The sequence below is a fragment of the Pseudenemella bisphenolivorans genome, assembly GCF_051133435.1.
Classification (GTDB): domain Bacteria; phylum Actinomycetota; class Actinomycetes; order Propionibacteriales; family Propionibacteriaceae; genus JAAYAO01.
The window spans coordinates 344061-369668 of record NZ_JBPGNY010000003.1 but is presented as its reverse complement, the minus strand read 5'-3'; the positions used below and the strand labels follow the sequence as shown (position 1 = coordinate 369668).

Below are 25608 nucleotides of genomic sequence, written 5' to 3'. Positions count from 1 at the left end.
GACGACACTGGTGACATGCCTGCCACGCCCAACACCGTGCGGATCGGGGACCGGACGATCAAGGTCACCAACCTCGACAAGGTGATGTACCCCGAGACCGGCACCACCAAGGGCGACGTGATCGCCTACTACGCCGCGGTCGCGGAGTGGTTCGTGCCGCATGCCGCCGGACGTCCGGCGACCCGCAAACGGTGGGTGGACGGGGTGGGCACCGCCGAGAAACCCGGGGACGCCTTCTTCAACAAGAACCTGGACCCGAAGTCGACCCCCGACTGGGTGCGCACGCACACCATCAAGCACGCCTCCGACGACAACACCTATCCGTTGATCGACGAGCCGGCCACCCTGGTTTGGTTGGCGCAGTTGGCGTCCCTGGAGATCCACGTCCCGCAGTGGCGGGTGAATGCGAAGGGGAAGGCGCAGAATCCCGACCGGCTGGTGCTCGACCTCGACCCCGGCCCGGGAGTCGGCCTGGCCGAGTGTGTCGAGGTGGCCTTTCTGATCCGCGAGGTGCTGGACGGGATGGGCTCGGCCTCGGTGCCGGTCACCAGCGGCAGCAAGGGGCTGCACCTCTATGCCGGTCTGGACGGCGAGCTGACCTCCGACGAGGTCTCCGAACTCGCCCACGAGTTGGCCCGCCAGCTCGAGGCGCTGCACCCGAAGCTGGTGGTCTCCAACATGAAGAAGGACCTGCGCTCGGGCAAGGTGCTGCTCGACTGGAGCCAGAACAATGCCTCGAAAACCACCATCGCGCCGTACTCCCTGCGCGGCCGGCTGCGTCCCACCGTGGCGGTGCCACGCAGTTGGGAGGAACTGGGCTCCGATCTGGAGAACCTGGAACTCGACCAGGTGATCGAGCGGCTGGCCGAGGTCGGGGATCCGCTGGCGGTACTGCTGGACGGGTCCGAGCCCGCCCACAGCGAATCTGTCACCGAGTCCGACCGGCTGCAGACCTACCGGTCGATGCGCGATGCCTCCCGCACCCCCGAACCGGTTCCGGACGCGTCACCGACCCCGGGGGAGGGTAACTCCTTCGTGATCCAGGAGCACCACGCCCGACGGCTGCACTACGACTTCCGGCTGGAACATGACGGGGTGTTGGCGTCCTGGGCGGTGCCGAAGGGGCCGCCGACCGATCCGCAGAAGAACCATCTGGCGGTGCAAACCGAGGATCACCCACTGGAATACGGCAGCTTCGAGGGCGAGATCCCCAAGGGCGAATACGGCGGCGGCACCGTCAGCATCTGGGATGCCGGAACCTACCGACTGCACAAGTGGGTCGACGACAAGGAAGTGATCGCCACCCTCACCGGCCGTCCCGACGGCGGGTTGGGCGGGGAACCACGCACCTTCGCGCTGATTCACACCAAAATGGGTGGGGACGAGAAGAACTGGCTGATCCACCTGATGGAGTCCGAGCCGGCACCCGAACCCGAGTCGAAATCCAAGGCCGACGAACCGGACGAGGAGGCCGCCCCACCGGCCGACCTGCCGGTGATCGAGCCGATGCTGGCCAGCCCGGCCGAGATCACCGACCTCAGCGGCGACGACTGGCATTACGAGGTGAAATGGGACGGCTACCGGGCGGTCGCCTCGGTGGCCGACGGTGAACTCACCCTGCGCAGCCGCCGCGGTATGGACCTCACCGCCAAGTACCCCGAACTCGCCGAGCTGACCGAGCTGGTGGACGATCACGCGGTGGTGCTCGACGGCGAGATCGTGGCCCTGGACGAGCAGGGCCGATCCCGGTTCGAACTGCTGCAGAACCACGGCTCGGGCACCGCCACCGCCCACTACATGGTCTTCGATCTGTTGCACCTGGACGGCAGCTCCCTGGTGCGCGAGCACTATCTCGACCGCCGCGCCGCGCTGACCGACCTGCTCGGGGAAGGCGGCTCCCAGGTACACGTCCCGACCACCTTCACCGACGACCGGGACACCGCCCTGGCCACCAGCAAGGAACTCGGCTTGGAGGGGATCGTGGCGAAGCGTCCGAGCAGCGTCTACCAGCCCGGCAAACGCGCGAAGACCTGGCTGAAGATCAAGCATCGACGCAGCCAGGACGTGATCATCGTCGGCTGGCACCCCGGTGAAGCCGGTAGCGGACGGGAGATCGGCTCCCTGCTGATGGCCGTCAACGACCGGGACGGGCTGCGCTACCTGGGCAAGGTCGGCAGCGGTTTCAGCGCCAAAGCCCTGGCCGAGGCCCATGAGGTACTCGACTCGATCACCTGCGACGAACCCCAACTCGATGGGGTGCCGACCGCCGATGCCAAGGAGGCGCACTGGGTCGAACCACTGCTGGTCGGTGAGGTCGAATACGGCGAGTTGACCGATGCCGGACGCCTGCGGCACACGGTCTGGCGCGGCTGGCGCCCCGACATCCGAGCCGAGGACGTGGTCCTCGAGGAGTGATGGCCGGCCCCCGGGACCCGGGGCCGGCAAGGTAGTACCATGTTGCGAAAGGTTGCGATCGCAACCAACTGCAGCCGGTGTTGTGCGGCGACGCACGCCGCCCCGGCGCTCGACGAATCGAGAGGTGGAAACCATGCCGCTGGCCAATCTCGCCGAGATCGCCGCCGCGTGTCAGTCGGAGGGCACCGGGCTCGGAGCCTTCAATGTCGTCCAGGTGGAAACCGCCGAGGTGCTCGTCGACGCGGCCACGGCCGCCGACCGCCCGGTCGTCCTGCAGATCAGCCAGAACGCCGTCCGCTATCACGGCGGCCGGCTGGCGCCCATCGCGCAAGCCAGTTTGGCCGTGGCGAAAACCGCCGAGGTGCCGGTGGTGCTGCACCTCGACCATGCCGATGACCTGCGACTCGTGCACGAAGCGGTGGATCTGGGTTTCAGTTCGGTGATGTACGACGGTTCACACTTGGACTACGAGCAGAACGTGGCCACCACGGCCGATGTCGTCGCCCATTGCCGGGCCCGCGGTGTCACGGTCGAGGCCGAACTCGGCGAAGTGGGTGGCAAGGACGGCGTCCATGCCCCCGGCGTGCGCACCGACCCGGGCGATGCGGCACGTTTCGTGGCGGCCACCGGGGTGGATCTGTTGGCCGTGGCGGTCGGGTCGTCTCATGCGATGACCGAGCGTTCGGCGACTCTCGATGTCGAACGCATCGCCGAACTCGCCGCTGCCGTCCCGGTTCCGCTCGTCCTGCACGGTTCCTCGGGGGTCAGCGATGAGGGCATGCGTGCGGCCATCGAAGCCGGCATGACCAAGATCAATGTCTCCACCCACCTCAACGTCTTGTTCACCGGCGCGGTGCGTGACTACCTGGCCGAGCATCCGGACGTGGTCGATCCGCGCAAGTACCTGGCCGCCGGCAACGCCGTCGTGCGCCCCGAGGTGGAACGCCTGCTGCGCTGGTATGCGGGGGCCGGGGGGTGAGCCGGCAGGCGCGCACGGTGCGCTACGCGCCGGAGCGACAGGCCGAACTGATCCGAGTGCTGGCCGAGCAGGGCCGCATCGAGGCCGCGACCGCCGCGGTCGCCCTGGGGGTGACCACCGAAACCGTTCGCAAAGATCTGATCACCCTCGAAGGTCAAGGGCTGCTGCGCCGGGTACACGGTGGCGCCGTGCCGGCCGAGACGATCTCCTTCGAGCCCGACATCGCCTCCCGCACCGAGTTCTCGAATGAGAAGAACCGAATCGCCAGAAGGGCCCTGGAGCTGTTGCCCGACTCCGGTTCGGTCATTCTGGACGCCGGCACCACGACCGCGCGGTTGGCCGAACTGATCGGGTCGGACTGCGCCCTGCGCTTCTATGTCAACGCGCTGCCCCTGGCGTTGTCGTTGGTGCGATTGCCCTCGGCCACGGTGGAAGTGCTCGGCGGAACGCTGCGGCGAACGACGGTTGCCACGGTCGGTGAATCGGTCACCCGAACCTTGGATCTGGTGAACGTCGACGTCGCCTTCCTGGGCACCAACGGGATCTCCTTGGAGCGCGGTCTGACGACGCCGTCGACCGAGGAGGCAGCGGTGAAGCGGCGGATGGCCGCAGCCGCCCAACGGCGCGTACTACTGGCCGACCATTCCAAGATCGGCCTGATCAAGGGCGTGCAGCACGCGGAACTGCGCGATATCGATGTGTTGGTCACCGACCGGCTCAGCGCCGACCAGCGACAGCGGCTGGAAGATGTCGGCGTCGAAGTTCTGATCGCCTGAAGAGCCGATCAGCGCAACAGAAGCTTCTCCCCGGCTGCCACCCGCGCGAGCTCGGTCGGTCCGACCAACTCCAGCGAGGGGGCAATGGACGCACCCAGGGCCTCGGCCTCGGGCAGATCGGCCGTCGCACTGGGGACGAACAGCAGCGGGATTTTCGCTGCCAGGGCGCTGTGCGCGCCGCCCAGGGAATCCTCAACCACGACACACTCCTCGGGGCGCACTCCCAGGTGGTCGGCTGCGGTCAAATAGGGCTCGGGATGAGGTTTGCAGTCCACCACTTCATCGCCGGCCACCGAGGTGGCGAACAAGCCGGGGACGAACTCCTCGGCCGCGGCGAGCACCGGGTCCATCAAGCTGCGGTAACTCGATGACACCAGCGCGCACCTGACCCCGGCCTCGGCCAGTGCCGTCAGCAGCGGCCGGGCTCCCGGCAGCCACTCGACGCCCGCGGAATGCATCTCCGCCACGAGTTCGATCAACTCCCGGGTGGCCTGCTCGGGCGGGACGGGAACTCCGTGCGCCCGCAGGGTGGCAACGGTTTCGGTCAGCGGACGGCCGAATACCGCGCGGGCGTCGGCGGCCGACCACGACACGTCGAAGCGTGCCGCGTAAGCCTGCTCGGCCCGCTCCCAGGTCAACTCCGAGTCGACGAGGGTGCCGTCCATGTCGAAGAGGACCGCCGAGGGCCACCTGGTTTCCGAGCCGGTCATGGTTCTCCTTGTAGCACGCTTGCCTGAAACGCAACTATACGCAATAATCTACAAGTAATCACAATTGGTTTGTGTTGCGAACGGAGCGAGGATGAACCTCACGGGTGTGGTGACTGTTACCCCGGCACCGGCCATCGACTGGACGGTCACCGTTGATTCCTGGCAACTCGGCGCGGTGAACGTGATCACCGATTCGGTGCGTGAGGCCAGCGGTAAGGGCGTCAATGTCGCTTGGGCACTGCATCGTGCCGGTGTTCCGGTGCGGGCCCTGCTTCCGGCCGGGGGAGCCACGGCAACCTTCGTGGCCGACGAACTGACCCGCGGCGGGTTGCCGCACACCATCGTCGCGATCGAGCGGGATGTCCGCACCAACATCACCCTGATCACCCCCGGCGATTCGACCAAGATCAACGAACCGGGGGCCGCCATCGACCCCGCCGAGTTCGACCGGGTGACCGATTCCTTGGTCGAGAACGTGCGCGGGGCCGACATCGTGGCCTTCTGTGGCTCGCTGCCGGCCGGATTGCCGACCGATGCCTACGCCACGCTGATCCGTGCCGCTCGTACGGCAGAACCCGGACTGCGGGTGGTGCTCGACTCGTCCGGAGCCCCGCTGGCCGAAGCCTTGGCTGCCGAGCCGGATCTGATCAAGCCGAACGTCCACGAACTCGCCGAGCTGACCGGACGAGAACTGACCACCCTCGGCGAGGTGCGCGATGCCGCCCAGGCAGCCCGCGACCTGGGTGCCGGCGGCGTCCTGGCCAGCCTGGGTGCCGACGGCTCGATGTTGGTGACCGGGGACGCAACGTTGATTGCCCGCTCGCACGACGTCCCCTTCGTCAACTCCGTGGGTGCCGGGGACGCGCTGCTGGCCGGGTTCATCGCCGGCGGCGGCATCGGGGAGCAAGCCCTCGCCACCGCCTCCCTGTGGGCGGCAAGTGCGGTCGCCTGCCCCACCACGCTCTTTCCGGTGCTCCACGAACTGGAGGACCGCATCCAGGTCAGCGAACTCACCGAGCCCGGGCTGCGCCTGACCGAACCGGCAACACCCACCCCCGCCCACTGACTCCCGACCTCTCAAGGAGGAGACCACCATGTCGGATCAATTCATCGTCGCGGCCACCGGTTGCCCAACCGGTGTCGCGCACACCTTCATGGCCGAGGAGGCCATCATTCAAGCCGCGCGGGAACGCGGCATTGAGGTGAAAGTCGAAACCCACGGCCAGGTCGGTGTTGAGAACGAGCTGACCGCCGAGGACATCTCCCGGGCCACCGGGGTGATCGTGGCCGCCGACAAGGACGTGCAGGCCGAACGCTTCCGGGGCAAGCCCCTGGTGGACGTGGGGGTGAGCGCCGCGATCAACGACGCCGGCAAGCTCATCGATCGCGTCCTCGCGATGGCCGACAACCAAAGCCCGGCCAAGACCCACTCCGCGAAAACCGGGGACGAGTCCGAAAGCGCCCTCGACACCGATGTGTTGAACGTGGCCGATGTCGAGGTCGGTGGTTCCGGCGCCAAGCGGGTCGGACGCGCCATCTACAAGCACCTGATGAACGGCGTATCGCACATGCTGCCGCTGGTGGTCGGCGGCGGCGTCCTGATCGCGGTCTCGCTGTTGTGGGGCATCCACTCGGCCGAGGCCGGGCACGAGGAGTACAACTGGTTCGCCGCGGCCCTGCATCAGGTCGGTGGGGTCGGCCTGGGGCTGATGGTTCCGATCCTGTCGGCCTACATCGCCGAATCCATCGCCCGACGTCCCGGATTGGTGGTCGGCCTGGTCACCGGCATGATCGCGTTGAACAATGGGACGGGCTTCCTCGGTGGCATCGTCACCGGCTTCCTCTCCGGCTACGGCATGCTGCTGCTGGCCAAGGCCCTGGATTGGATGCCCAAGTCGCTGAACGGTCTGAAGGCGATCTTCCTGTTCCCGGTCTTGGGTTCCTTCGTCTTCGGTCTCATCACGGTGCTGATCTCGGCCCCGATGGCCGGTATCTCCACCAGCCTGCAGAACTGGCTGACCGGCTTCCAGGATGCCAGTCCGATCGTGCTGGGACTGATCCTCGGCGTGATGTGCGCCTTCGACATGGGTGGGCCGGTCAACAAGGCCGCGTACGTCACCGGCGTCGCGATGTTGACCGACGGCAACATCACCTTCATGGCTGCGGTGTCCGCTGCCTGCATCGCCCCGCCGCTGATCACCGCGATCGCCTGCACCTTCTTCCCGAAGGCCTTCGAACCGGGGGAGCGCCGGGCCGGGTTGGTCAACTACATCCTCGGTTCCACCCACATCACCGAGGGCGCGATTCCGTTCGCGGCCCGCAACCCGCTGGTGGTGATCCCGATCCTGATGCTGGGCTCGTCGATCGCCGCGATCCTGTCGCTGCTGTGGGGTGCCGGTTCGCCCGCTCCGCACGGTGGTTTCCTGGTGCTGCCGATCGTCACCCACCCCGTGCTGTGGGTGGCGGCGATCCTGATCGGTTCCGCCATTGCCGGCGCCATCTTCGGCCTGTACCGCACCTTCTCGGCGCGGCGCCGGGCGGCTGCTGAGCAGCACCCCGAACGCGAGCCGGTGGCGGCCTGATCGCCCGCCTTACCGATGACGACCAGCCGGACGGAGCATCATCCGTCCGGCTGGTTCAATTCCGCGTCGTGCACTTTCAGTGCGATCTGTACCCGGCTGGTCATGCCGAGCTTCTCCAGAATCCGGGTGACATGGGCCTTGACCGTGGCCACCGACATGAACTGGGCCTTGGCGATCTCGGCATTGGTCCGGCCCCGACCGATCAACACCGCGACATCCCGTTCCCGGTCGGTCAGCGTCGCCAGGTCCTGACGGGCGGCGTCCCGCTTGGGTGAGATTCCCTGACTGGTGGCCAACTGGATCACCTGCGCCACGATGGTCGGCGACAACGTGTGTTCCCCGGCGGCAACCTGGTGGATCGCCTCGATCATCTTGTCCGGTGAGGTGTCCTTCAGCAGAAATCCGGCGGCTCCACCGGCCAGGGCCCGCAGCACCATGTCGTCGGCATCGAAGGTGGTCAGGATGATCACCTTCGGCGGATCCGGCAAAGCATTGACCTGCGCCAGCGCGGCGAGCCCGTCCATCCGCGGCATCCGGATGTCCATCAACACCACGTCGGGGGAGTGCTCGGTCACCAGAGCCACCGCCTCGTCCCCGTCGGACCCCTCGGCGACGATCTGCAAGTCCGCATCACCGCCGAGCATCAACTGCAGACCGCCACGCACCAAGGGGTCGTCGTCGATCACCAGCAACCGGATCACATCACCCACCGCGGCCACCTTTCCTCGCCTCCGGCGACAACTCTAGGACGAGCCACCGGACTCACCACGGCAGCCAGGCCCGCAGCTCGAACCGGCCCTCGTCGTCGATCCGGTGGGTCAGGGTGCCGCCCACCATCTGCGCCCGCTCGCGCAGCCCCAACAGGCCGACGCCGGCTCCGGGCACCGGCCCGGATCGGCCCAGCGGATTGCGGGCCACGATCGTCAACCCCCGCTCGGGATCACCGGTGACGTCCAGGCTCACCTTGGCGTGCCGGGCATGTTTGCGGGCATTGGTGAGCGCCTCCTGGACGATCCGGTAGGCATGTCGTCCGGCCTGGGCGGGTAGGTCGCCATCGACCTGATAGGTGAACTCCACCCGATCCCCGGCGGCACGGGCGTCATCGACCAGGGCCGGCACATCGGCCAGGGTGGGTTGGGGTTTGGCCGGGGCGAGTTGCGGGCCGGAATCCTCCCGCAGCGACCCGAGCACCGAGCGCAGCTCGGTCAGCGACTGATGGGCGTTCTCCTGAATCGTGCGGGCGATCTCGCGGGTCTGTTCCGGCGTCAGATCGTCGCGGTGGGCCAGGGCACCGGAATGCATCGACACCAGGCTCATCCGGTGGGCGATCACATCGTGCATCTCGCGGGCGATCCGGTTGCGTTCGGCTGCCTGCCCGGCCAGCACCTGCAGTTCTTGTTCCCGTTCGGCGGTCTCGGCGCGTCCCCGTAGCGAGTCCACCAGGTCTCGACGCGCCCCGATGTACAGCCCCCAAGCGGTCAACAGGGCACTGAACCCCAGATCGGTGATCAGCCAGGCCGCGATCAGAGCCGGATTGTCGAGTTGGCTTCCGTTGACCCGGGTATCGCCGGCGAACAGGGCCCAGGGGTGCCATTCCTGGAAGGGCCAGAAGATGGTCGCGATCTGCAAGGTGAACGAAAACGCGAAGGCCGGCACGATCTCCTGCCACCGTCGCCTGGTGCACAGATGAACGAAGGCCCACAGGACGAAGCCGGAAATGCTGAACACCAACATGCTGGCTGCCATCAGCGCCAAGGTCAGCACGAGCGCATGCCGGTGCCGCAGCCGCATCAAGAAGGCCGCCCCGATGCCGATCACGGCGTCCACCACGGTTCCCGCCACCATGCCGATCAGACTGGTCAGTGGCGCGCCCAGCACCAGCGCGTTGACCCCGATCAACAGCGCCAGGCCGTAGCGCCACAGCAGCGACCAGGTGCGCCGACCCGGCGAGGCGCTGGAGAGGTAGGACATGAGGCACAGCGTAGGACGACGTCGGCCGTCCCTCCCGGTCGCTGACCCGAAACTGGCCATCCGGCCATCCGATATCGACCAAAGTCGATGGTGGTGCCCACCCCGCAGCTTGGACGGAATCGACAGCACCGACCTTGGTCGGGGGTGATTGCCGACTCCTGCCGGTGGTGGCCACCCGGGTGGCTGCAGTGAGGTGAAGACATGATCACCTTCACGAACCTCTCGAAGCGCTACGGCGACGTGCTCGCCGTCGATGACATCTCGTTCACCGTCGAGCCCGGTTCGGTCACCGGGTTCCTCGGCCCGAACGGCGCCGGCAAGTCGACCGCGATGCGGTGCCTGACCGGCCTCACCCACCCCACCTCCGGCAACGCGCAGGTACTCGGCAAGCAGTACCAGGACTTGGCCAACCCGGGCGCCCGGGTCGGCGTCCTGCTGGACGCCTCGGCCCAGCACGCCGGCCGCACCGGCCGCGAAACCCTCATCATCGCCGCGATGACGATGGGCCTGCCCACCGCCCGGGTGGACGAAGCCCTCGCCCTGGTCGGCCTGACCCGCAAGGAATCCCGCAAGCGGGTCGGCACCTACTCCCTCGGCATGCGGCAGCGACTCGGCCTGGCCCACGCCCTGCTCGGCAACCCCGAGGTGTTGATTCTGGACGAGCCGGCCAACGGTCTCGACCCCCAGGGCATCCACTGGATGCGCAACTTGTTGCGCGCCTTCGCCGATGCCGGCGGTGCGGTGCTGCTCAGCTCGCACCTGCTGCACGAGGTCGAGCAGATCGCCGACCGCATCGTGATGATCGGCCGCGGCCGCATCGTCGCCGAGGGAACCACCCGCGACCTGGTCGCCACCGGCGGCGACCTCGAAGCGATGTTCCTGCACCTCACCAGCTCCACCGACCGGAAAGGACTTGTGGCATGAGCGCCAACCCCACCTTCGAACAGGCTTTCGTCACCGAGGTGACCACCGACCGTCCGGCCGAACAGGCCAAACTGCTACCCCCCGTCAGCACCGCCGGTTCAGTCGGATTCGGCCGACTCTTCGCGGTCGAGGTGCGCAAGCTGACCAACACCGTCACCGGACGGGTGATGCTGGGCGTGATCGCACTGCTCACCCTGGCCGTGGCAACGGTAACCATCGTGATGTTCGACGGCTTCGGTGCCACCACCTGGCTCGACAACCTCTCCAAGGTCGGCTTCGGGGTGAACCTGCTGCTGCCGATCCTGGGCATCCTGCTCGCCACCCAGGAATGGACCCAGCGCACCGCACTGACCACCTTCGCCCTCGAACCGCGCCGCGGTCGGGTGCTGCTGGCGAAACTGCTGGTGGTGGTGGGCGTGGCGATCACCGCCTTCGCGGTGCTGGTGGCGGTAACCATCGCCAGCTTCGCGATCGGCGCCTCGATCAACAACGTGCCGATCACGTGGACGCCCGACTGGGCGATCCTGGGTGGAGCCCTCGCCGTACTGCTGTTGAACACCGTGATGGCCACCGGCTTCGGGATGCTGCTGATGAACACCCCGGCCGCGATCGTCCTGTTCATGGGATTGCCGACCCTGATGCCGCTGGTGTCGATGATCTCCGAGGATGTCGCCAAGCTGATGATGTGGATCGATCCGAACCGCACCTGGGGGCCGCTGATGGGCGGCACCATGGACGCCGATGCGGCTGCCAAGCTCGCCGTCTCGGCCGCGATCTGGATCGTGCTGCCGCTGACCGTCGGCATCATCCGCCAACTGCGCCGCGAAGTGAAGTGAGCTGACTTCTCGCAGCGTGTTGTAGCGAGTAATACAGTGCCCCCGGGTGTGGATCCGGGGGCACTGTCGCGTGTCGGAACGCCGTGCTGCGACCGCTCTCGAAAAGGGGAGCGTGAACCGGCGAGTTGACGCCGGGGTTAAAGTGAGCCGCACCGGGGCGATTGAGGAGTTCCGGTTGGCCGGCAAGGTCTGACAACGCAGGAGTGACCCAAATTGGCAACATCGGACGCGGCTCGTCGTCACTTGGTGATCGTCGAGTCACCCACCAAGGCGACGAAACTCGCCGACTACCTGGGCGGCGATTTCATCGTCGAATCCAGCCGGGGACACGTCCGTGACCTGCCCACCGGCGCCGCGGAGGTACCGGCCAAGTACAAGGGCCAGAAGTGGGCCCGCACCGGGGTCAACGTCGAGGAGGACTTCGAGCCGCTCTATGTGGTGGCCGCCGACAAGCGCGCCACGATCAGGTCGCTGAAGGAAGCGCTGAAGAACGTCGACGAACTCCTGCTCGCCACCGATGGTGACCGCGAGGGCGAGGCCATCGCGTGGCACCTGCTGCAGGAACTCAAGCCGAAGGTGCCGGCCAAGCGGATGGTCTTCCACGAGATCACCGAATCGGCCATTCGCGAGGCGGTCGAGAACCCCCGCGAACTGGACGAGAACCTCGTCGATGCCCAGGAAACCCGCCGGATCCTCGACCGTCTCTACGGCTACGAGGTCTCCCCGGTGCTGTGGAAGAAGGTCATGCCGAAGCTCTCGGCCGGCCGGGTGCAGTCGGTGGCGACGCGTCTGGTGGTGGATCGGGAGCGCGAGCGGCTCGCCTTCCGCAGCGCCTCCTACTGGGATCTGGACGCCGAACTGGACGCCGGGGCCGAGGCCGAACCGCCGGTGGTCAACGCCCGGCTCACCCATCTGGACGACCGCAAGATCGCCCAGGGCCGCGACTTCGACGAGAAGGGCACCCCGGCCGAGAACGTGGTGGTGATCGACGAGGCGACCGCCACCGCCCTGGCCGAGAACCTGCAGGGCCGGCCCTTCACCGTCGGCTCGGTGGAGGCCAAGCCCTACACCCGCCGTCCCTATGCGCCGTTCCGCACCACCACCCTGCAGCAGGAGGCCGGCCGCAAACTCGGCTTCACCTCCCAGCGCACCATGTCGGTCGCCCAGGACCTCTACGAGGGCGGCTTCATCACCTATATGCGTACCGACTCGGTGAACCTGGCCGCCTCGGCGATCAACGACATCCGCTCTTCGGTGCGCAAGCTGTACGGCGAGGAATACCTGCCGGAGAAGCCCCGCTTCTACTCCTCGAAGGTGAAGAACGCCCAGGAGGCGCACGAGGCGATCCGTCCCGCCGGTGACACCTTCCGGACCCCCGCCCAGACCGGGCTGACCGGAGACCAGTTCCGGCTGTACGAGTTGATCTGGCAGCGCACCCTGGCCTCCCAGATGACCGACGCCCGCGGCGAATCGGTCAGCATCCGCATCGACGCGACCGCCGCGAGCGGGGAACAGTGCCGGTTCACCGCCTCGGGTCGCACCATCACCTTCCACGGCTTCCTGCGCGCCTACGTCGAATCGGTGGACGAGGGTGCCGCCGACGATCAGCAGCGACGCCTGCCGAACCTGACCGAGGGCCAGCAGCTCACCACCCTGGCGGTGACCGCCTCGGGCCACGAGACCAAGCCTCCGGCCCGCTACACCGAACCGTCCCTGGTGGCCAAGCTCGAAGAACTCGAGATCGGCCGGCCCTCGACCTACGCCTCGATCATCCGCACCATCACCAGCCGCGATTACGTGTTCAAGAAGGGTTCGGCGCTGGTGCCGACCTGGCTGGCCTTCGCGGTCACCCGGCTGATGGAGGAACACTTCCCGCAGTTGGTGAACTACCAATTCACCGCCGAACTCGAAGACACCCTGGACGAGATCGCCGGCGGTCGCGCCGACCGGCTGAACGTGCTGAAGAACTTCTACTTCGGTGAGGGCGATGCCGAGGGCCTGCAGAAGCTGGTCACCGAACTCGGGGAGATCGACGCCCGCGGGCTGTCCACCTTCCCACTGGGTGAGGACGTTGTGGTGCGGGTGGGCCGCTACGGCACCTACGTCCAGGACGGTGACGGGCCGCGCGCCAATGTCGACCCCGACCTGCCCCCCGACGAACTGACCCTGGAGAAGGCCCGCGAGTTGTTGTCGCGGCCGCTGGGGGAGGAGCGCGAGATCGGCACCGACCCCGAGTCGGGCCGTCCGATCGTGGCCAAGTCGGGCCGTTTCGGCCCCTACGTCACCGAGGTGCTGCCCGAGGACGCGCCGAAGAGCGCCAAGCCGCGCACCGCTTCGCTGTTCCGGGAGATGAGCATCGATTCGGTCAGCCTGGACGAGGCTCTGGCTCTGCTCAGCCTGCCGCGGGTGGTGGGAGTCAGTGACGGGGTGGAGATCACCGCCCAGAACGGACGCTATGGCCCGTACCTGAAGAAGGGCACCGATTCGCGCTCGCTGACCAGTGAGGACCAGATCTTCTCGGTGACGCTGGAGGAAGCGGAGAAGATCTTCGCCGAACCGAAGCGTCGCGGCCGGGCGGCGGCCAAGCCCCCGCTGGCCGAGTTCGGGCCCGACCCGGTGTCGGGCAAGCCGGTGGTGGTCAAGGACGGCCGCTTCGGGCCCTATGTTACCGACGGGGAAACCAACGCCACGCTGCGTCGCGACGATTCGATCGAGTCGATGACCGCTGAACGGGCGCAGGAGTTGCTGGCCGAGAAGCGGGCGAAGGGCCCGGCCCCCAAGCGCACCACCAGGCGGACGACGGCGAAGAAGGCCCCGGCCAAGAAGGCCCCGGCGAAGAAGACGACGACCGCCAAGAAGACGACAACGGCCAAGAAGAGCACGACGTCAACGGCTGCCAAGTCGTCGGCTGCGAAATCCGAGAAGTCTTCGGCCGACGGCGAGTAGGAACTTGCGATGCAACTGCGCTCCCGACCCTTTCGTTCCAACGGTGTCCGCCTGTTCGATCTGGGTTTCGCCGTTGACCCACCACAACTGGTCGACCCCCAACGTGGCCTGACCAATGTCGTCCAGGTCGCCGACGCCACCTACGAGGTCGACGCGACCATCTTCGACGCCCACGACCAGCGGATGGTGCGCAGCGGGGTGGTGCTGGCCCGGCGCACCTTCGCGGGGCACCCGACCGAGTGGTACCTGGATGCCCCCGACTGGGCACCCTGGCTGCCGGTGGATGCCTCCTCGACCTCGGAGGAGTTGCCCGAGAAGTTCCGCGACGCGGTGGTGCCGTTCATGCGGCGGGCCGAACTCGTCGAGTCGGCGCAGTTGCACTGCCGCCGACGCACCTGGCATCTGCGCGACGATCAGCGGGCGGTGCTGGCCCGGCTGAGCGACGATCAGGTCACCGTGCGTCGGGGCCAGTTGGTGACCGGACGCTACCGCGAGGTCACCCTCACCCCGGTCGGTGCCACCCCGGAGCAGATGTCCTGGCTGGCCGAGAACCTCACCGCCGTCGGGGCGGCCCGGGTGCCGGCCTTCCCGCCGCTGGCCGAACGCCTCGGCGCCCCCGCCACCGGCCCGAGCGACCTGCCGGCGGTGGCCGACTGGAACGACGCCACCCCCGCCCCCGCCTTCGTCCAATCCCTGTGGGCCGGACGGCTGCGCGAGCTGCTGGGCGCCGACCTGGCGCTGCGCACCGGCCTGAGTACCGACACCAAGAAGCTGGTCGCGATCCTGCGCCGGTTGCGCCGCGAGATCCGCGGCCTGGCGCCGGTGTTGGACGCCGAGTGGGTGGCCGACTCCGACGCGGCCCTGGCCCAGGTGACGACCGAGATCAGCGAGACCACCGATCCGCCCGACTCGTCCGACTATTTGGGGGTGATCGACCGGGTGGTGGTCGCCGCCCGCGCGGTGCAGGTCGGGATGGGCGAACAGACCGCCGGTGAACTGGCCCGGGCCCTGGTCGGCAACGCCCTCAAAGACACCCGCAAGGCGGTCGACAACCTGTCGCCCGACGCACCCCAGGACGCCTGGGACAGCGCGGTGTCGCGGGTCGAGTCGCTGGTGAATGCCTGCGCGATCGCCGACCTGCTGCCGTTGACCCGCGACCGGCGGTTCACCCGCCGCGCGGTACGGATGGCCGAGCGGCTGTCGGCGGCGAGTGATCCGGAGCTGTTCGCGCTGCAGGAATCGGTGCCGACGCTGACCGCGGAGCAGGCCTTCGAGGCCGGACGCGAATACCAGCGCCGCAAACTCGCCCAGAACCAAGCCCGCGCCGATCTGGTCAACCAATGGCCGAAGTGGCGGCGCAAGCTGGTCGTGTCGTGACCTTCATCGCCCTCGAAGGTGGCGACGGGGTCGGCAAATCGACCCAGCAACGTGCCCTGGTCGAGCATCTGCGGGCCGCCGGCCATGAGGTCGTCGCCACCCGCCAACCCGGCGGTACCCCCGTGGGGGCAAGGATCCGGGAGATCCTGCTGGACCCCGACACCGGTGACCTGGCGCCCCGGGCCGAGTCCCTGCTCTATGCCGCCGACAAGGCCGATCATGTCGCGGCGGTGATCGAACCCGCCCTGGCCCGCGGGGCGATCGTGGTCACCGACCGCTACGTCGATTCGATGCTGGCCTACCAGGGTGCCGGACGGGCCCTGGATTGGGATGAACTGGTCAATCTGGCCGACTGGGCCGTCGGTGGGCGCTATCCCGACCTGACGGTGCTGCTGGACATGGACCCCGATGGGGCGGTGGGGGTGAAGGCCAACCGCGACCGGCTGGAGCAGGCCGGCCACGAGTTCCACCGGCGGGTGCGCGAGTCGTTCCTGCAGATGGCCGCCGGTGCGCCGGAGCGGTACCTGGTGTTGCCGGCCCGCGATCCGATCGACGTCCTGGCCGCCAGGATCGCGGCCCGGGTGGATGCCTTGTTGGCCGCTCGCGAAGGCTGACCGGCACCGAAACCGTCCGTCCCGGGGTGAAACTGTCGGAGCCAGCGGGCAGACTGGGCCCATGACCACAGCCGAAGCCTCACCGTTGACCGGTGTCTGGGCCGATTTGGTGGGGCAGGAGCAGGCGGTCGAGGTGCTGCGGCGAGCGGTGGGCAGCGGCAACTATGCGATGACCCACGCCTGGCTGATCACCGGCCCGCCGGGGTCGGGACGGTCGAACGCGGCCCGCGCCTTCGCCGCCGCCCTGCAGTGCGACCAACAGGGCTGTGGGCAGTGCCAGGCCTGCGTCACCGCCCTGTCGGGAGCCCACCCCGATGTCACCCTGGTGCGCACCGAACAGTTGTCCATCGGGGTCAAGGAAGTTCGTGAGTTGGTGCGCCGGGCCGCGATGTCGCCGGTGCTGGGCCGGTGGCAGGTGATCGTGGTCGAGGACGCCGACCGGGTCACCGATCAGGGTGCGGACGCCCTGCTGAAGAGCGTGGAAGAACCGGCCCCCGGCACGGTCTGGCTGTTGTGCGCCCCGACCGCCGACGATGTCAGCGTGACGATCCGGTCGCGCTGCCGGACGCTGAACCTGACCACCCCGCGCACCTCGGCGGTGACCGGCCTGCTGATCGAGCGGGGCATCGACCCGGAACTGGCCGATGAGGCGGCCCGCGCCGCCCAGGGGCACATCGGGCGGGCGAACCGATTGGCCCGTGATGCCGAGGCCCGGGAACGGCGCCGGCAGATCCTGAAGATTCCCGGCCGCCTGAGCCGGGGCCTGCCGGAATGCCTGGCCGCGGCCGACGAACTGGTCAAGGCCACCGCCGAAGAGGCCAAACAACAGACCGAAGCCCTGGATGCCGACGAACGCGCCGAACTGGAAAAGGCCCTCGGTTTCGGCACCAAGGGGGCCCGTCCCAAGCAGGCCGCCGCGGCGTTGAAGGAACTCACCGAACAGCAGGCGGCCCGGGCCAAGCGGTTGCAACGCGATGCCCTCGACCGGGCACTGACCGAACTCACCACCTGGTACCGCGATGTGTTGAGCATCCAACTCGGATCGGGGGCCGGGTTGATCAACACGATGGACGCCGAACTCACCGCGATGGCCGAAGCCTCGTCGGCCGCCGACACCCTGCATCGGGTCGATGCCCTGCTGGAATGCCGCACGATGTTGGAAACCAACGTTGCGCCCCTGTTGGCGGTGGAGCGATTGATGATCGCGCTGGCCCGTCCGGGCATGGCGGGAAACCCCTGAGTCGGGCCGGGATTCGGGCCGAAAGTCGACACGGGCCCGGTTAACCGGCGAAACTCCGGACGGCATCCACGGGTTCGGCGCGTGGCGGGGCGAAAATGATGCTCAGAGCTATGCCCAGGAAAGGGACCCATCGTGACCGATCAGCGTGAGCCGGGGGCGAACCAGCCGACCGGAGATGATGCCCGTACGGGTGAGGAGTGGCCCCAGCCGGCCACGTGGGTTCGGGAAGCCGGAGCGGAGTCGGCCGACCCACCGGAGACTGCTCCCGACCAGCGGCTGACGGGCCACGGCGGCATGGACGAAGACGTCGACGATCGGTCGCTGGCCGGGGTCGATCGCCGCGGAGACGCCGCGAACCCCGGGCTGGTCGGTGCCGATCACGACGAAACCCGGGTCACGCCGACCCTGGGTGAAGACCGGGACAACGACCCGCCGACCCTGGGCCGGGACCGCGACACCCGGGTGCCGACCCTGGGCCAGGATCGGGACGCCGATGTGCCGCCCACCCTGGGGCAGGACCGGCGTACCCGGACCCGCGACATCGGGCCCGACCAGGAAACCCAGGTGCTGGAACCGGAAACCAAGGCCTACGGCTCCGAGGCCGAAACCCAGGTCTTCGAGCGGAAGGACGCAGCGGCACCGATGGGTGGTGCAGGCCTGTTCCGCGACGAGGACAGCACCGTGGCGCGTGAGCCGGTACGCGATGATGCCGTCACCCGCGACGATGCCCGGGTCGATGACGCCCGCCTCGATGAGACCGCACTGCAGGACGAGACCGCACTGCAGGACGAGACCGACCCGGAGGCCGACCGCGCCGCCGAACGTGCCGCAACCCGTGCCGAGCGTAACCGGGCCCTGGGCAAGGTCTCCCGTCCGGCTCCCGAACCGCCGCCGATGGCTGCGACGGTGATGGTGCGCAACACCGACAAGTGGTACGGATCGCTGGGCCTGTTCGTGCTGCGGCTGATTCTGGCCGCCATCTTCTTCGTCCGGGGGCTTCAGCACCTCACCGCACTGAGTGAAACCCAGCAGTTCATCGACCAGAACACGGTGCTGCCCTATCCCGAGGTGCTCGGTTGGGTGCTGGCGATCGGGGAGCTGCTGATCGCGGTGTCGCTGGTCTTCGGCTTCCTGGTGCGGGTGGCCGGCCTGGCTGCGATGGCGACCGCGGTGATGGCCCTGGTCTTCGTGCTGTGGGGAGCGAGCAACCCCTTCCAGTCGGGGATGGCCGGTTTCGTCGGTGAGCTGCCGCTGCTGATCACCGGCGTCGGGTTGCTGTTCCTGCTGCTCGGCGGAGGCCGATGGAGCATCGATGGCGCCATGCGCAAGCGCCGCCGACTGAAGAAGGAAGCAGCCGCGGTCGAGTGACCGGGTAGGAAGAGCACGTGGCCGAGATGGACCCCTGGGCCTGGTTTCCGTTACTGCTGATCGCTGCCGTGGCCGTGATCGTCGTGGTGGTGCGGGCCACGAAGAAGCGTCGGCGAGCCGAAGCCTTGCAGACCGCCCTGGACGAACCCGAGGAAGGCGCGACCTACCTCTACCCGGCACCCGGCCGGCAAGCGTTCTCCACCGATCTGCCCGCCGGCGCGCAACACGTGCTGTTCGACTCCGAGGGCATCTTCGCGATGGTCGATGGCCCCGGCCCGCTGTGGACGACCAACGGGATCCGAGACGTCGACCTGCACACCGAACCGCTCGGCACGCTCACCACCTGGTCGGGTGCGGTCGGGGCTTGGGCCGACTTCCTGAGCGAATGTCTCGAGTTCGCGGTGCCGCCCGGTGAATACCCGGTCTTCGTCACCATCGCCACCATCGAACCGGACGGCGAGGAACCCGCGCGTTCCGAGGGTCCCGGCCCACGCAATGCCTACCTCTCGTTGCTGCTCTCGTCCGAACCGGTGGCCCAGTACGAACTGGCCGGCGGCCTGGGGTCGGGCCACGACCTCGGCCTGGGGGTCGACGCCGGGGTGGTCGCCTTCGCCGACGCCCGCGTGATCGATTCGATGACCGACATCGAGTGGCCCAGCGACGAGCTCACCGACGAGTGGCTCGACCGCTTCGACCAGCACAAGAGCTTCAACACCGCGGTGCCGGGATCAACCCCTGAAACCAACGTGGTGTTCGCCGAATCCGGCTGGGGGGACGGCAGCTACCGGGTGCTCAAGGGTTATGCCGCCGACGGCACCCTGGTCAGCCTGACCATCGAGTTGGGTGTGCTCGAGGATCACTACGCGGCACTGGACGATCTGCCGCCCCGGTACCGCACGTTCGACCCCAGTTCCGAAAAGGTGCTGATCGCCCGTCCGCTGCAGGAGCCGGGTCAGTCGCGCGACTCGTAAAGCGCGCGGGCCTCGCACACCGAGGCCCGGGGGCAGGGGGCGACCTCACCGGTCGCGTCCATCCGCACCACCACCGAATCGGCCGGAACGCTGTGCCCGACCACCGTGCCCGTCCCGTCCGGGGTCTCCACCTGCGAACCGACCGGGGGCGCTTCGCGCAGAAAGTCGACATACAGCGGGTGTTCGAACTTCAGGCAACACATCAACCGTCCACAGGCACCGGAAATCCGCAGTGGGTTGGGCGGCAGATCCTGGGCTCGCGCCAAACGCATGCTGATGCCGTCGAAGTCGGTCAGAAAGCTCGAACAGCAGTACTCGCGGCCACAGTGGCTGATGCCGCCGATCAACCGGGCCGAGTCACGTGACCCGATCTGGCGCAGGTCGATCCGCGACTGCAGGGTGCGTGCCAGATCTCCCAGGAGGCGCCGGAAATCCACCCGGTGCGGGGCGGTGAAATAGATCACCACCATGTGGTCGTACTCATCGGAGCGGTCGAGGTAGTCGATCCCGACCACCTTCATCGGCAGCTCGTGGGTGCGAATCAACCGGTTGGCCACCACCCGCGCCCGGGCCCGGATCCGCCGGTTCTCGGCATCCCGGGTCAGGTCCGCCTTGGTCGCCGGCCCGGCGCAAACCGGAAGTCCGGTGAAGCCCTCGTCGGCCACGTATTCGGGGGCCCAGACACATTGGGCGACCTCATGGCCCGCGTCGGTGGGCACCAGCACATGGTCACCAACCCGGGGACGATGTGGTCCCGGGTCGACGTAGTAGAGGCGGCCGTGCTGTTCGAAGGACACCGCCATCACCTGTGGCACGAACCCAGCCTAGCGGTGCGTTGGTCGGCGACGATGGAATCTGCACCTTCGGCAAGTAGGGTGCTGCTCGTGGTTGCCTCAACGAAACGCAGAATCCGCGCCGCTGCCGCGGCTGTTCTCGCTCTCGGACTCGTTGCCGGGTGCACTCCCGAGCCGACGAACGACCCCGGGAAAGGCAAGGACGGCCCGGTCTCGCCCGACCGGCCGAAGGACGTCGAGATCCCCGATGTGAAGCCCGAAGGCTTCGTCGACGCCCCCGGTGGGGGAATGGAGGGCTACCTCGGGCAGAAGATCGATTGGCAGAAGTGCGAAGACTCCAGGCACCAGTGCGCCACCATCGCCGCACCGCTGGACTACGACGACCCCGACCGGCAGGCGTTGAGCCTGTTCCTGACGAAGGTGCCCGCCACCGAGGAACCCAAGCTGGGCACGATCTTCGTCAACCCCGGTGGCCCCGGCGCCGGTGGCTCCGAGTTGGCGATTCGCTTCAAGCGCGAAGGCCTGGAGCAGTACGACGTCATCGGTTGGGACCCGCGCGGAACCGGCAAGTCCACCCCGGTGGAGTGCTGGCAGGGCGAGGAGATGGACAAGTTCACCGAACTGGGCGCCAACCCCGACGACCAAGAGGGGTACCAGGAGCTGATCGAGGGCAGCAAGGGCTTCGGCATGTCCTGCCTGGAGAAGTCCGGGGAGTTGTTGAAGTACGTCTCCACCCAGAACACCGCTCGTGACCTCGACATGATGCGCGAGATGGTGGGCGACGAGAAGCTGAACTACCTGGGCTACTCCTACGGCACCGAACTGGGCGCCACCTACGCCGAGATGTTCCCCGAGAAGGCCGGCAAGTTGGTGCTCGACAGCGCGGTCAACATCACCGACAACGAGGAGGTGGTGCAGGCGATGGGCTTCGACCGGGCCTTCACCAACTTCGCGAAGTGGTGCGTCGAGGGCGACACCTGCGCAGAACTGGGCAAGAACCCGGAGGAAGTCATCGACAACACCAAGAAGGTGCTCGATGATCTCAAGGCCAACCCCCAGAAGGGCACCGACGGCCGGACGATCACCCAGGCCATCGGGTTGACCGGCATCGTGGCCACGCTCTACGCCCAGGAAACGTGGGATTACCTGCAACAGGCCCTGATCCGGGCCAAGAACGGTGATCCCAGCCTGCTGCAGATGTTGAGTGACGTCTACAACCAGCGCAACCCCAACGGTACCTACGAATCCTTGATGCACGCCTTCCCGTCGATCCGGTGCCTGGACGAGCCGGACGAGGGCCTCAAGGCCGCCGAGGAGGAGTGGCGCGAGAACTCGAAGAAGGCACCCATCTTCGGGCCCTACTTCGGAGCCGACACGGTGTGCACCACCTGGCCGGTGCCGGCGGTCGAACCGCTGGAGAAGATCACCGCCAAGGGTGCCGACCCGATCCTGGTGGTCGGCATCACCGGTGACCCGGCCACTCCGTACGAGTTCGCCGAATGGATGGCCGAACAACTCGACTCCGGTTCGCTGCTGACTCTCGAGGGTGAAGGCCACGGTGCCTACGGAAGCAACGACTGCATCGACGAGGCCGTGGTGAAGTTCTTCGTCGACGGGACGGTGCCGGAGCAGGGCAAGACCTGTAAGGCCTGAGTTCGGGTCGGGCCCGCCCCGGGTGGGCCCGACCACGAATACCCAGCGTTGCGGCCGATCGCCTATAGTGTGTTCTCGGTTCCGGCAGGGCCAGGCCGCCTTAGCTCAGTTGGCAGAGCGACGCACTCGTAATGCGTAGGTCGGGGGTTCGACTCCCCCAGGCGGCTCCATTCATCTCCGCCGTGTGATCGGCACCCGGCCGGTCAACTCACCCAAGCGCGCCCACGCCACGGTCGAGTCGTCGTGCAACTTGAAGCGGGGGAGTCGGCTGTGGTCGGGGTCCCGATCACGCAACTCGAACAGCTCGGCCAACCAGTCCTGGGCCCGGTCATCGTTCAACCGGCCCAGCACTTCGCCGGCCGTGGCGGCACCGAACCCGTCCCACAGTTCGGCGAAACCGTCACTGGCGAGCATCACCGCCCGCACCTGGCTCACCGGCAGTGAGCCGGTGCGCAGCCGGTCGAGTCCGGCCCCGTCCAGATCGAGAATCGCGTACTCGACGTTCTGCAGTTGCCGATGCGCCCGCAACGTATCGACGATCTGCCCCCGGGCCTCGGCCACCGTGCAGCCGGTGCGCTCGGCGATCTCGACCATCGCGGCGATCGCCTTGGCGTCCAGGGCGCGCAGTTCGTCGGCCACGTGTTCGACGATCGCGTCGGTGGTGGCCAGCACCACCCGGCAATCACCGAGCGTGGCCCATTCCAGCCGGTCCTCATTCAGTCGCGCCACAGCCAGCCCGGCCGTCGGCAGGGCCAACCCGGAGGCCTCGGCGCTGCCGGGCAGTTCGGCCCAGGCCCGCCGGGTTTCGGCCAGCGACAGGGCGATCAACTCGGTCAGCGAGCCCTCACCGCCCAGCCGGGCCGAGAGCTGATCACCGACGGTGTGTGCGAACCAGCGGGCATCGCTACCTTCCGGGCTGACTCGGCCCTCACCCAGACCGGTCGCGCCGTCCAGCACCAGAATGGCGCGGTTACCGGCGTTGGCGTAGTCCTCGTTGGTGTTTGGGTCACCCTTGCCCGCCCAACTGGCGTAGCCGAAGGAGGTGAACCGTTCGGTGAAGGTGGTGCGGGTCAGATACTCCGGATTCGCTTCGAGGTAGTCGGCGGCCGCCTGCCAGGTCGCCCGGGTGCTGGTACCGATCGGGGTCGGGTTCTCCCGTCCCGCGTTCAGGGCCGCCAACATGGCGGCGGTGTCGTCCGACCACCCGTCCGGACGCTCGGCCAACAGGTGCTCGACCGGAATCGCGGCATGCCCGTCGGTGAACGGACGCTCCGAGGAGGCAATGGTGCGCTGCTCCAACTCGGCCAGCGTCACGGTGAGCCGCACCAGCCCGCTGAACTCCGGTTTCGCGCCCCGGTTCAACCAGCGGAAGTACCCGGTCACCCGCTCCGAGCCGGCCAACACATCCTCGGCACGCACCCGCGATTCCTCGTCCAACTCGCGCAACATGCCGCGCATCAACACCCGGCCCAGGGTCGGTGACTTCGTCGTACTCAACTCGGCCTCGGCAACGACATCGGCCCAATCGAGTGAGCCCGAGGCCGATGCCGCGAACCAGCCCGGCTGCACCGAGTTGCGCATCGACTGACGCACGAACAGCACCTGCTCATCGGCGGTGATCGCGAAGATCGTGATGCCGACGATGTTGGCCATCCGGGCCTGCTCCAACGACAGGATCCGCCGCCGGGTGTCGACCACGTGATGCAGCGGCAGCCGGCTGCCACCGTCGGCGATCGTCTCGTCCCGGCTCCAGTGCCACAGTTCGTTGCTGGCCTGCCCGTCGAAGTAGGTGACCTCCTGCATGGCCAGTCGGGTGGTGCCCAGGGCCTCCGGGGTTGGTTCGGAGGACAGGCGGGCCAGCCGTCCGTTGAACCACATCGGACGTTTGGTGCGTTCGGTCGCCGACTGATTCGGGGCCGCGGTGCGCCGCAGTGACTGGGGTGCGATGTCGGCCAGATCGCGGGGGAGTTCGAAACGGTGCGGGCTGAGCCAGACCTGGGTGATCTCCGAGCGGGTCCACAGCAGGCGGTTCACCTCCGGGTCGGTCCAGATGTACTCATCGGTGCTGCCGGGCTCCTGACCGTGCAGGGGCGGAAACCGGACGAAGCCGTCCATCCCGTCCTCCCACTGCACCCCGTCGAAGCGGAAGCTGTTCAGCTCGGGTTTGTTGTTGTGCAACCGCACACCGGTCCAGCGCGATCGCAGTTCACGGGTGTCGACCAGGAACAACGCCACCGTGATCACTGCGCCGATGCCGGTGACCACGAAAACCCAGCCGCTCGGCATCAGGGCAACGATGAAGCCCAGCACCACGCCGATCAGGCCCACGACGTACTTCCACTCCGACCCGTAGACGAAGACCACGTAGTCGAAGGTGGCACGCAGATGCCGGCGGAGTTCTCCCACGGGAAATCAGCCTAGTCTCCGCAGCCCGGTGGCCGTCGTCGGCGGTGACCGCGGCATGCTGCGTTGCCCGGAATCACGCCGTCCCACAGTGCGCATTTCGGCTAGACCACCGGTTGCGGCACCGCCCACGATGCTGCTATCGGCCGCACCCCGGCCGTCGGCAGGATGAAAGGCAACCATGACCGACCCGCAGCTCCGCTACGCCTACGTTGACACCCCGCTCGGCCAACTGCATTACGCCGAGGCGGGGGAGGGCACCCCGATGGTGCTGTTGCACCAGACGCCGCGCTCGCTCGACGAGTTCGCCGACGTGCAGCCGGGGCTGGCCCGCAACCGCCGCACCCTGGCGATGGACATGTACGGCTTCGGCATGTCGGCCAAGCCAGCGGGGCCGCAATCCATCGAGACCTACGCCGAGGGTGTCTTCGCCTTCGTGGACGCACTGGGTCTGGACGAGTTCGTGCTCTTCGGTCACCACACCGGAGCCTTCGTGGCCACCGAGGTGGCTGCGGCGGCCCCCGAACGCATCCGGACCCTGGTCGTCTCGGGCACCGCCTACGGCGATGAGGCCTACCGCGCCCAGGACGTCCACCATCAGGTCGACAACTTTCCGGTCGCCGATGACGGCTCCCATCTGCAACAGCTCTGGGATTTCCGGGCCGCGCTCTACCCGAAGCAGCGTCCCGACATTTTGAACCGGTTCATCCGCGACGCCCTGGCCCCCGGGGTGAACCCGAGCGTCGGTCATGTCGCGGTGGCGCACTACCGGATGGAGGACCGGCTCGCGAACATCACCGCCCCGGTGCTGGTGCTGGCCCCCACCGACGATCCGGCCTCCTACCCCTTCATCGAGCCGATGGTGGCCGCACTCACCCGGGCCGAATCGGTGCAGGTGGTCGACATCGACGGGGGCACCATCCCGCTGATGGAACACAAACCTGACGAAGTGGTCTCGGCGGTGAACACCTTCCTCGACGGCTTGGGGTGCTGACCGCGGGATCGGCGTGAGATCGGGCGAGAAACAGTCTTCCGCCCGCCTGAGATTT

General features: G+C 67.7%; 20 protein-coding genes and 1 tRNA gene. 16 read left to right on the top strand and 5 right to left on the bottom strand.

Annotated elements, in window-relative coordinates:
- The first annotated feature begins 15 nt into the window (after positions 1-15).
- The 3 genes from ACR4XW_RS09275 (at position 16) to ACR4XW_RS09265 (ending at position 4170) form a co-directional block, all read left to right on the top strand.
- Positions 16-2415, top strand: a complete 2400-nt coding sequence (locus ACR4XW_RS09275) for an ATP-dependent DNA ligase (protein ID WP_434760266.1) — start codon at positions 16-18, stop codon at positions 2413-2415.
- 133 nt (positions 2416-2548) lie between these two features.
- Positions 2549-3394, top strand: a complete 846-nt coding sequence (locus tag ACR4XW_RS09270; protein WP_434760265.1) for a class II fructose-bisphosphate aldolase — start codon at positions 2549-2551, stop codon at positions 3392-3394.
- Positions 3391-4170: a DeoR/GlpR family DNA-binding transcription regulator gene (locus ACR4XW_RS09265; protein WP_434760264.1), complete on the top strand. Its 780-nt coding sequence runs from the start codon at positions 3391-3393 to the stop codon at positions 4168-4170. The genes ACR4XW_RS09270 and ACR4XW_RS09265 overlap by 4 nt, the downstream gene beginning before the upstream one ends.
- Positions 4171-4178: 8 nt before the next feature.
- Here ACR4XW_RS09265 and ACR4XW_RS09260 read toward each other — a convergent pair whose 3' ends face one another.
- On the bottom strand, positions 4179-4880 hold the full coding sequence (locus tag ACR4XW_RS09260; protein WP_434760263.1) for an HAD family hydrolase: 702 nt from the start codon (positions 4878-4880) through the stop codon (positions 4179-4181).
- 91 nt (positions 4881-4971) lie between these two features.
- Here ACR4XW_RS09260 and ACR4XW_RS09255 point away from each other — a divergent pair, with 91 nt between their 5' ends.
- Both ACR4XW_RS09255 and ACR4XW_RS09250 read left to right on the top strand, forming a co-directional pair.
- Positions 4972-5946 (top strand): 1-phosphofructokinase family hexose kinase, encoded by a 975-nt coding sequence (locus ACR4XW_RS09255; protein WP_434760262.1) that lies wholly within the window; start codon positions 4972-4974, stop codon positions 5944-5946.
- A gap of 28 nt (positions 5947-5974) precedes the next feature.
- Complete coding sequence (locus tag ACR4XW_RS09250) at positions 5975-7462, top strand: PTS fructose transporter subunit IIC (RefSeq protein WP_434760261.1); 1488 nt, start codon at positions 5975-5977, stop codon at positions 7460-7462.
- Between the two features lie 38 nt (positions 7463-7500).
- Here the strand turns inward: ACR4XW_RS09250 and ACR4XW_RS09245 are convergent, their stop codons facing one another.
- Both ACR4XW_RS09245 and ACR4XW_RS09240 read right to left on the bottom strand, forming a co-directional pair.
- Complete coding sequence (locus ACR4XW_RS09245; protein ID WP_434760260.1) at positions 7501-8172, bottom strand: response regulator; 672 nt, start codon at positions 8170-8172, stop codon at positions 7501-7503.
- Positions 8173-8224: 52 nt separating this feature from the next.
- Positions 8225-9433 carry a sensor histidine kinase gene (locus ACR4XW_RS09240; RefSeq protein ID WP_434760259.1) on the bottom strand — a complete coding sequence of 403 codons (1209 nt, stop codon included), beginning with the start codon at positions 9431-9433 and terminating at the stop codon, positions 8225-8227.
- Between the two features lie 201 nt (positions 9434-9634).
- Here ACR4XW_RS09240 and ACR4XW_RS09235 point away from each other — a divergent pair, with 201 nt between their 5' ends.
- The 8 genes from ACR4XW_RS09235 (at position 9635) to ACR4XW_RS09200 (ending at position 19709) form a co-directional block, all read left to right on the top strand.
- Entirely contained in the window at positions 9635-10357 is a 723-nt protein-coding gene (locus ACR4XW_RS09235; protein WP_434760258.1) for an ABC transporter ATP-binding protein, read from the top strand.
- Positions 10354-11193, top strand: a complete 840-nt coding sequence (locus ACR4XW_RS09230; RefSeq protein ID WP_434760257.1) for a hypothetical protein — start codon at positions 10354-10356, stop codon at positions 11191-11193. The genes ACR4XW_RS09235 and ACR4XW_RS09230 overlap by 4 nt, the downstream gene beginning before the upstream one ends.
- A 213-nt stretch (positions 11194-11406) precedes the next feature.
- Complete coding sequence (gene topA / locus ACR4XW_RS09225) at positions 11407-14139, top strand: type I DNA topoisomerase (RefSeq protein ID WP_434760256.1); 2733 nt, start codon at positions 11407-11409, stop codon at positions 14137-14139.
- Positions 14140-14148: 9 nt separating this feature from the next.
- Positions 14149-15516, top strand: a complete 1368-nt coding sequence (locus ACR4XW_RS09220) for a hypothetical protein (RefSeq protein ID WP_434760255.1) — start codon at positions 14149-14151, stop codon at positions 15514-15516.
- A complete protein-coding gene (gene tmk / locus ACR4XW_RS09215; protein ID WP_434760254.1) occupies positions 15513-16130 on the top strand; it encodes a dTMP kinase in 618 nt (205 codons plus the stop codon). The genes ACR4XW_RS09220 and tmk overlap by 4 nt, the downstream gene beginning before the upstream one ends.
- 61 nt (positions 16131-16191) lie before the next feature.
- Positions 16192-17370, top strand: coding sequence for a DNA polymerase III subunit delta' (locus ACR4XW_RS09210; RefSeq protein ID WP_434760253.1), 1179 nt, complete (start codon positions 16192-16194; stop codon positions 17368-17370).
- Between the two features lie 132 nt (positions 17371-17502).
- On the top strand, positions 17503-18738 hold the full coding sequence (locus ACR4XW_RS09205; protein WP_434760252.1) for a DoxX family protein: 1236 nt from the start codon (positions 17503-17505) through the stop codon (positions 18736-18738).
- 26 nt (positions 18739-18764) lie between these two features.
- Entirely contained in the window at positions 18765-19709 is a 945-nt protein-coding gene (locus ACR4XW_RS09200; RefSeq protein ID WP_434760424.1) for a DUF4241 domain-containing protein, read from the top strand.
- Here the strand turns inward: ACR4XW_RS09200 and ACR4XW_RS09195 are convergent.
- Positions 19691-20524, bottom strand: a complete 834-nt coding sequence (locus ACR4XW_RS09195) for a PSP1 domain-containing protein (RefSeq protein WP_434760251.1) — start codon at positions 20522-20524, stop codon at positions 19691-19693. The genes ACR4XW_RS09200 and ACR4XW_RS09195 overlap by 19 nt on opposite strands.
- Before the next feature lie 69 nt (positions 20525-20593).
- On the opposite strand from ACR4XW_RS09195, the gene ACR4XW_RS09190 reads away from it, so the two are divergent.
- Together ACR4XW_RS09190 and ACR4XW_RS09185 are read left to right on the top strand one after the other, a co-directional pair.
- Positions 20594-22156 (top strand): alpha/beta hydrolase, encoded by a 1563-nt coding sequence (locus tag ACR4XW_RS09190; protein WP_434760250.1) that lies wholly within the window; start codon positions 20594-20596, stop codon positions 22154-22156.
- Positions 22157-22250: 94 nt separating this feature from the next.
- Positions 22251-22326, top strand: a tRNA-Thr gene (locus ACR4XW_RS09185).
- A 1-nt stretch (position 22327) separates the two neighbouring features.
- On the opposite strand, the gene ACR4XW_RS09180 is transcribed toward ACR4XW_RS09185, so the two are convergent.
- On the bottom strand, positions 22328-24562 hold the full coding sequence (locus tag ACR4XW_RS09180; RefSeq protein ID WP_434760249.1) for a protein phosphatase 2C domain-containing protein: 2235 nt from the start codon (positions 24560-24562) through the stop codon (positions 22328-22330).
- Between the two features lie 178 nt (positions 24563-24740).
- Between ACR4XW_RS09180 and ACR4XW_RS09175 the strand changes: the two genes are divergently transcribed.
- A complete protein-coding gene (locus ACR4XW_RS09175) occupies positions 24741-25553 on the top strand; it encodes an alpha/beta fold hydrolase (RefSeq protein ID WP_434760248.1) in 813 nt (270 codons plus the stop codon).
- The last annotated feature ends 55 nt before the right edge of the window (positions 25554-25608 follow it).

What these genes read in the sequence shown, in the direction of transcription:
- ACR4XW_RS09260 (WP_434760263.1), bottom strand. Translation starts at nt 4,880, where the DNA reads ATGACCGGCTCGGAAACCAGGTGGCCCTCGGCGGTCCTCTTCGACATG.
- ACR4XW_RS09230 (WP_434760257.1), top strand. Translation starts at nt 10,354, where the DNA reads ATGAGCGCCAACCCCACCTTCGAACAGGCTTTCGTCACCGAGGTGACC.
- ACR4XW_RS09200 (WP_434760424.1), top strand. Translation starts at nt 18,765, where the DNA reads ATGGACCCCTGGGCCTGGTTTCCGTTACTGCTGATCGCTGCCGTGGCC.
- ACR4XW_RS09220 (WP_434760255.1), top strand. Translation starts at nt 14,149, where the DNA reads ATGCAACTGCGCTCCCGACCCTTTCGTTCCAACGGTGTCCGCCTGTTC.
- ACR4XW_RS09255 (WP_434760262.1), top strand. Translation starts at nt 4,972, where the DNA reads ATGAACCTCACGGGTGTGGTGACTGTTACCCCGGCACCGGCCATCGAC.
- ACR4XW_RS09270 (WP_434760265.1), top strand. Translation starts at nt 2,549, where the DNA reads ATGCCGCTGGCCAATCTCGCCGAGATCGCCGCCGCGTGTCAGTCGGAG.
- ACR4XW_RS09210 (WP_434760253.1), top strand. Translation starts at nt 16,192, where the DNA reads ATGACCACAGCCGAAGCCTCACCGTTGACCGGTGTCTGGGCCGATTTG.
- ACR4XW_RS09250 (WP_434760261.1), top strand. Translation starts at nt 5,975, where the DNA reads ATGTCGGATCAATTCATCGTCGCGGCCACCGGTTGCCCAACCGGTGTC.
- ACR4XW_RS09235 (WP_434760258.1), top strand. Translation starts at nt 9,635, where the DNA reads ATGATCACCTTCACGAACCTCTCGAAGCGCTACGGCGACGTGCTCGCC.
- ACR4XW_RS09275 (WP_434760266.1), top strand. Translation starts at nt 16, where the DNA reads ATGCCTGCCACGCCCAACACCGTGCGGATCGGGGACCGGACGATCAAG.
- ACR4XW_RS09175 (WP_434760248.1), top strand. Translation starts at nt 24,741, where the DNA reads ATGACCGACCCGCAGCTCCGCTACGCCTACGTTGACACCCCGCTCGGC.
- ACR4XW_RS09240 (WP_434760259.1), bottom strand. Translation starts at nt 9,433, where the DNA reads ATGTCCTACCTCTCCAGCGCCTCGCCGGGTCGGCGCACCTGGTCGCTG.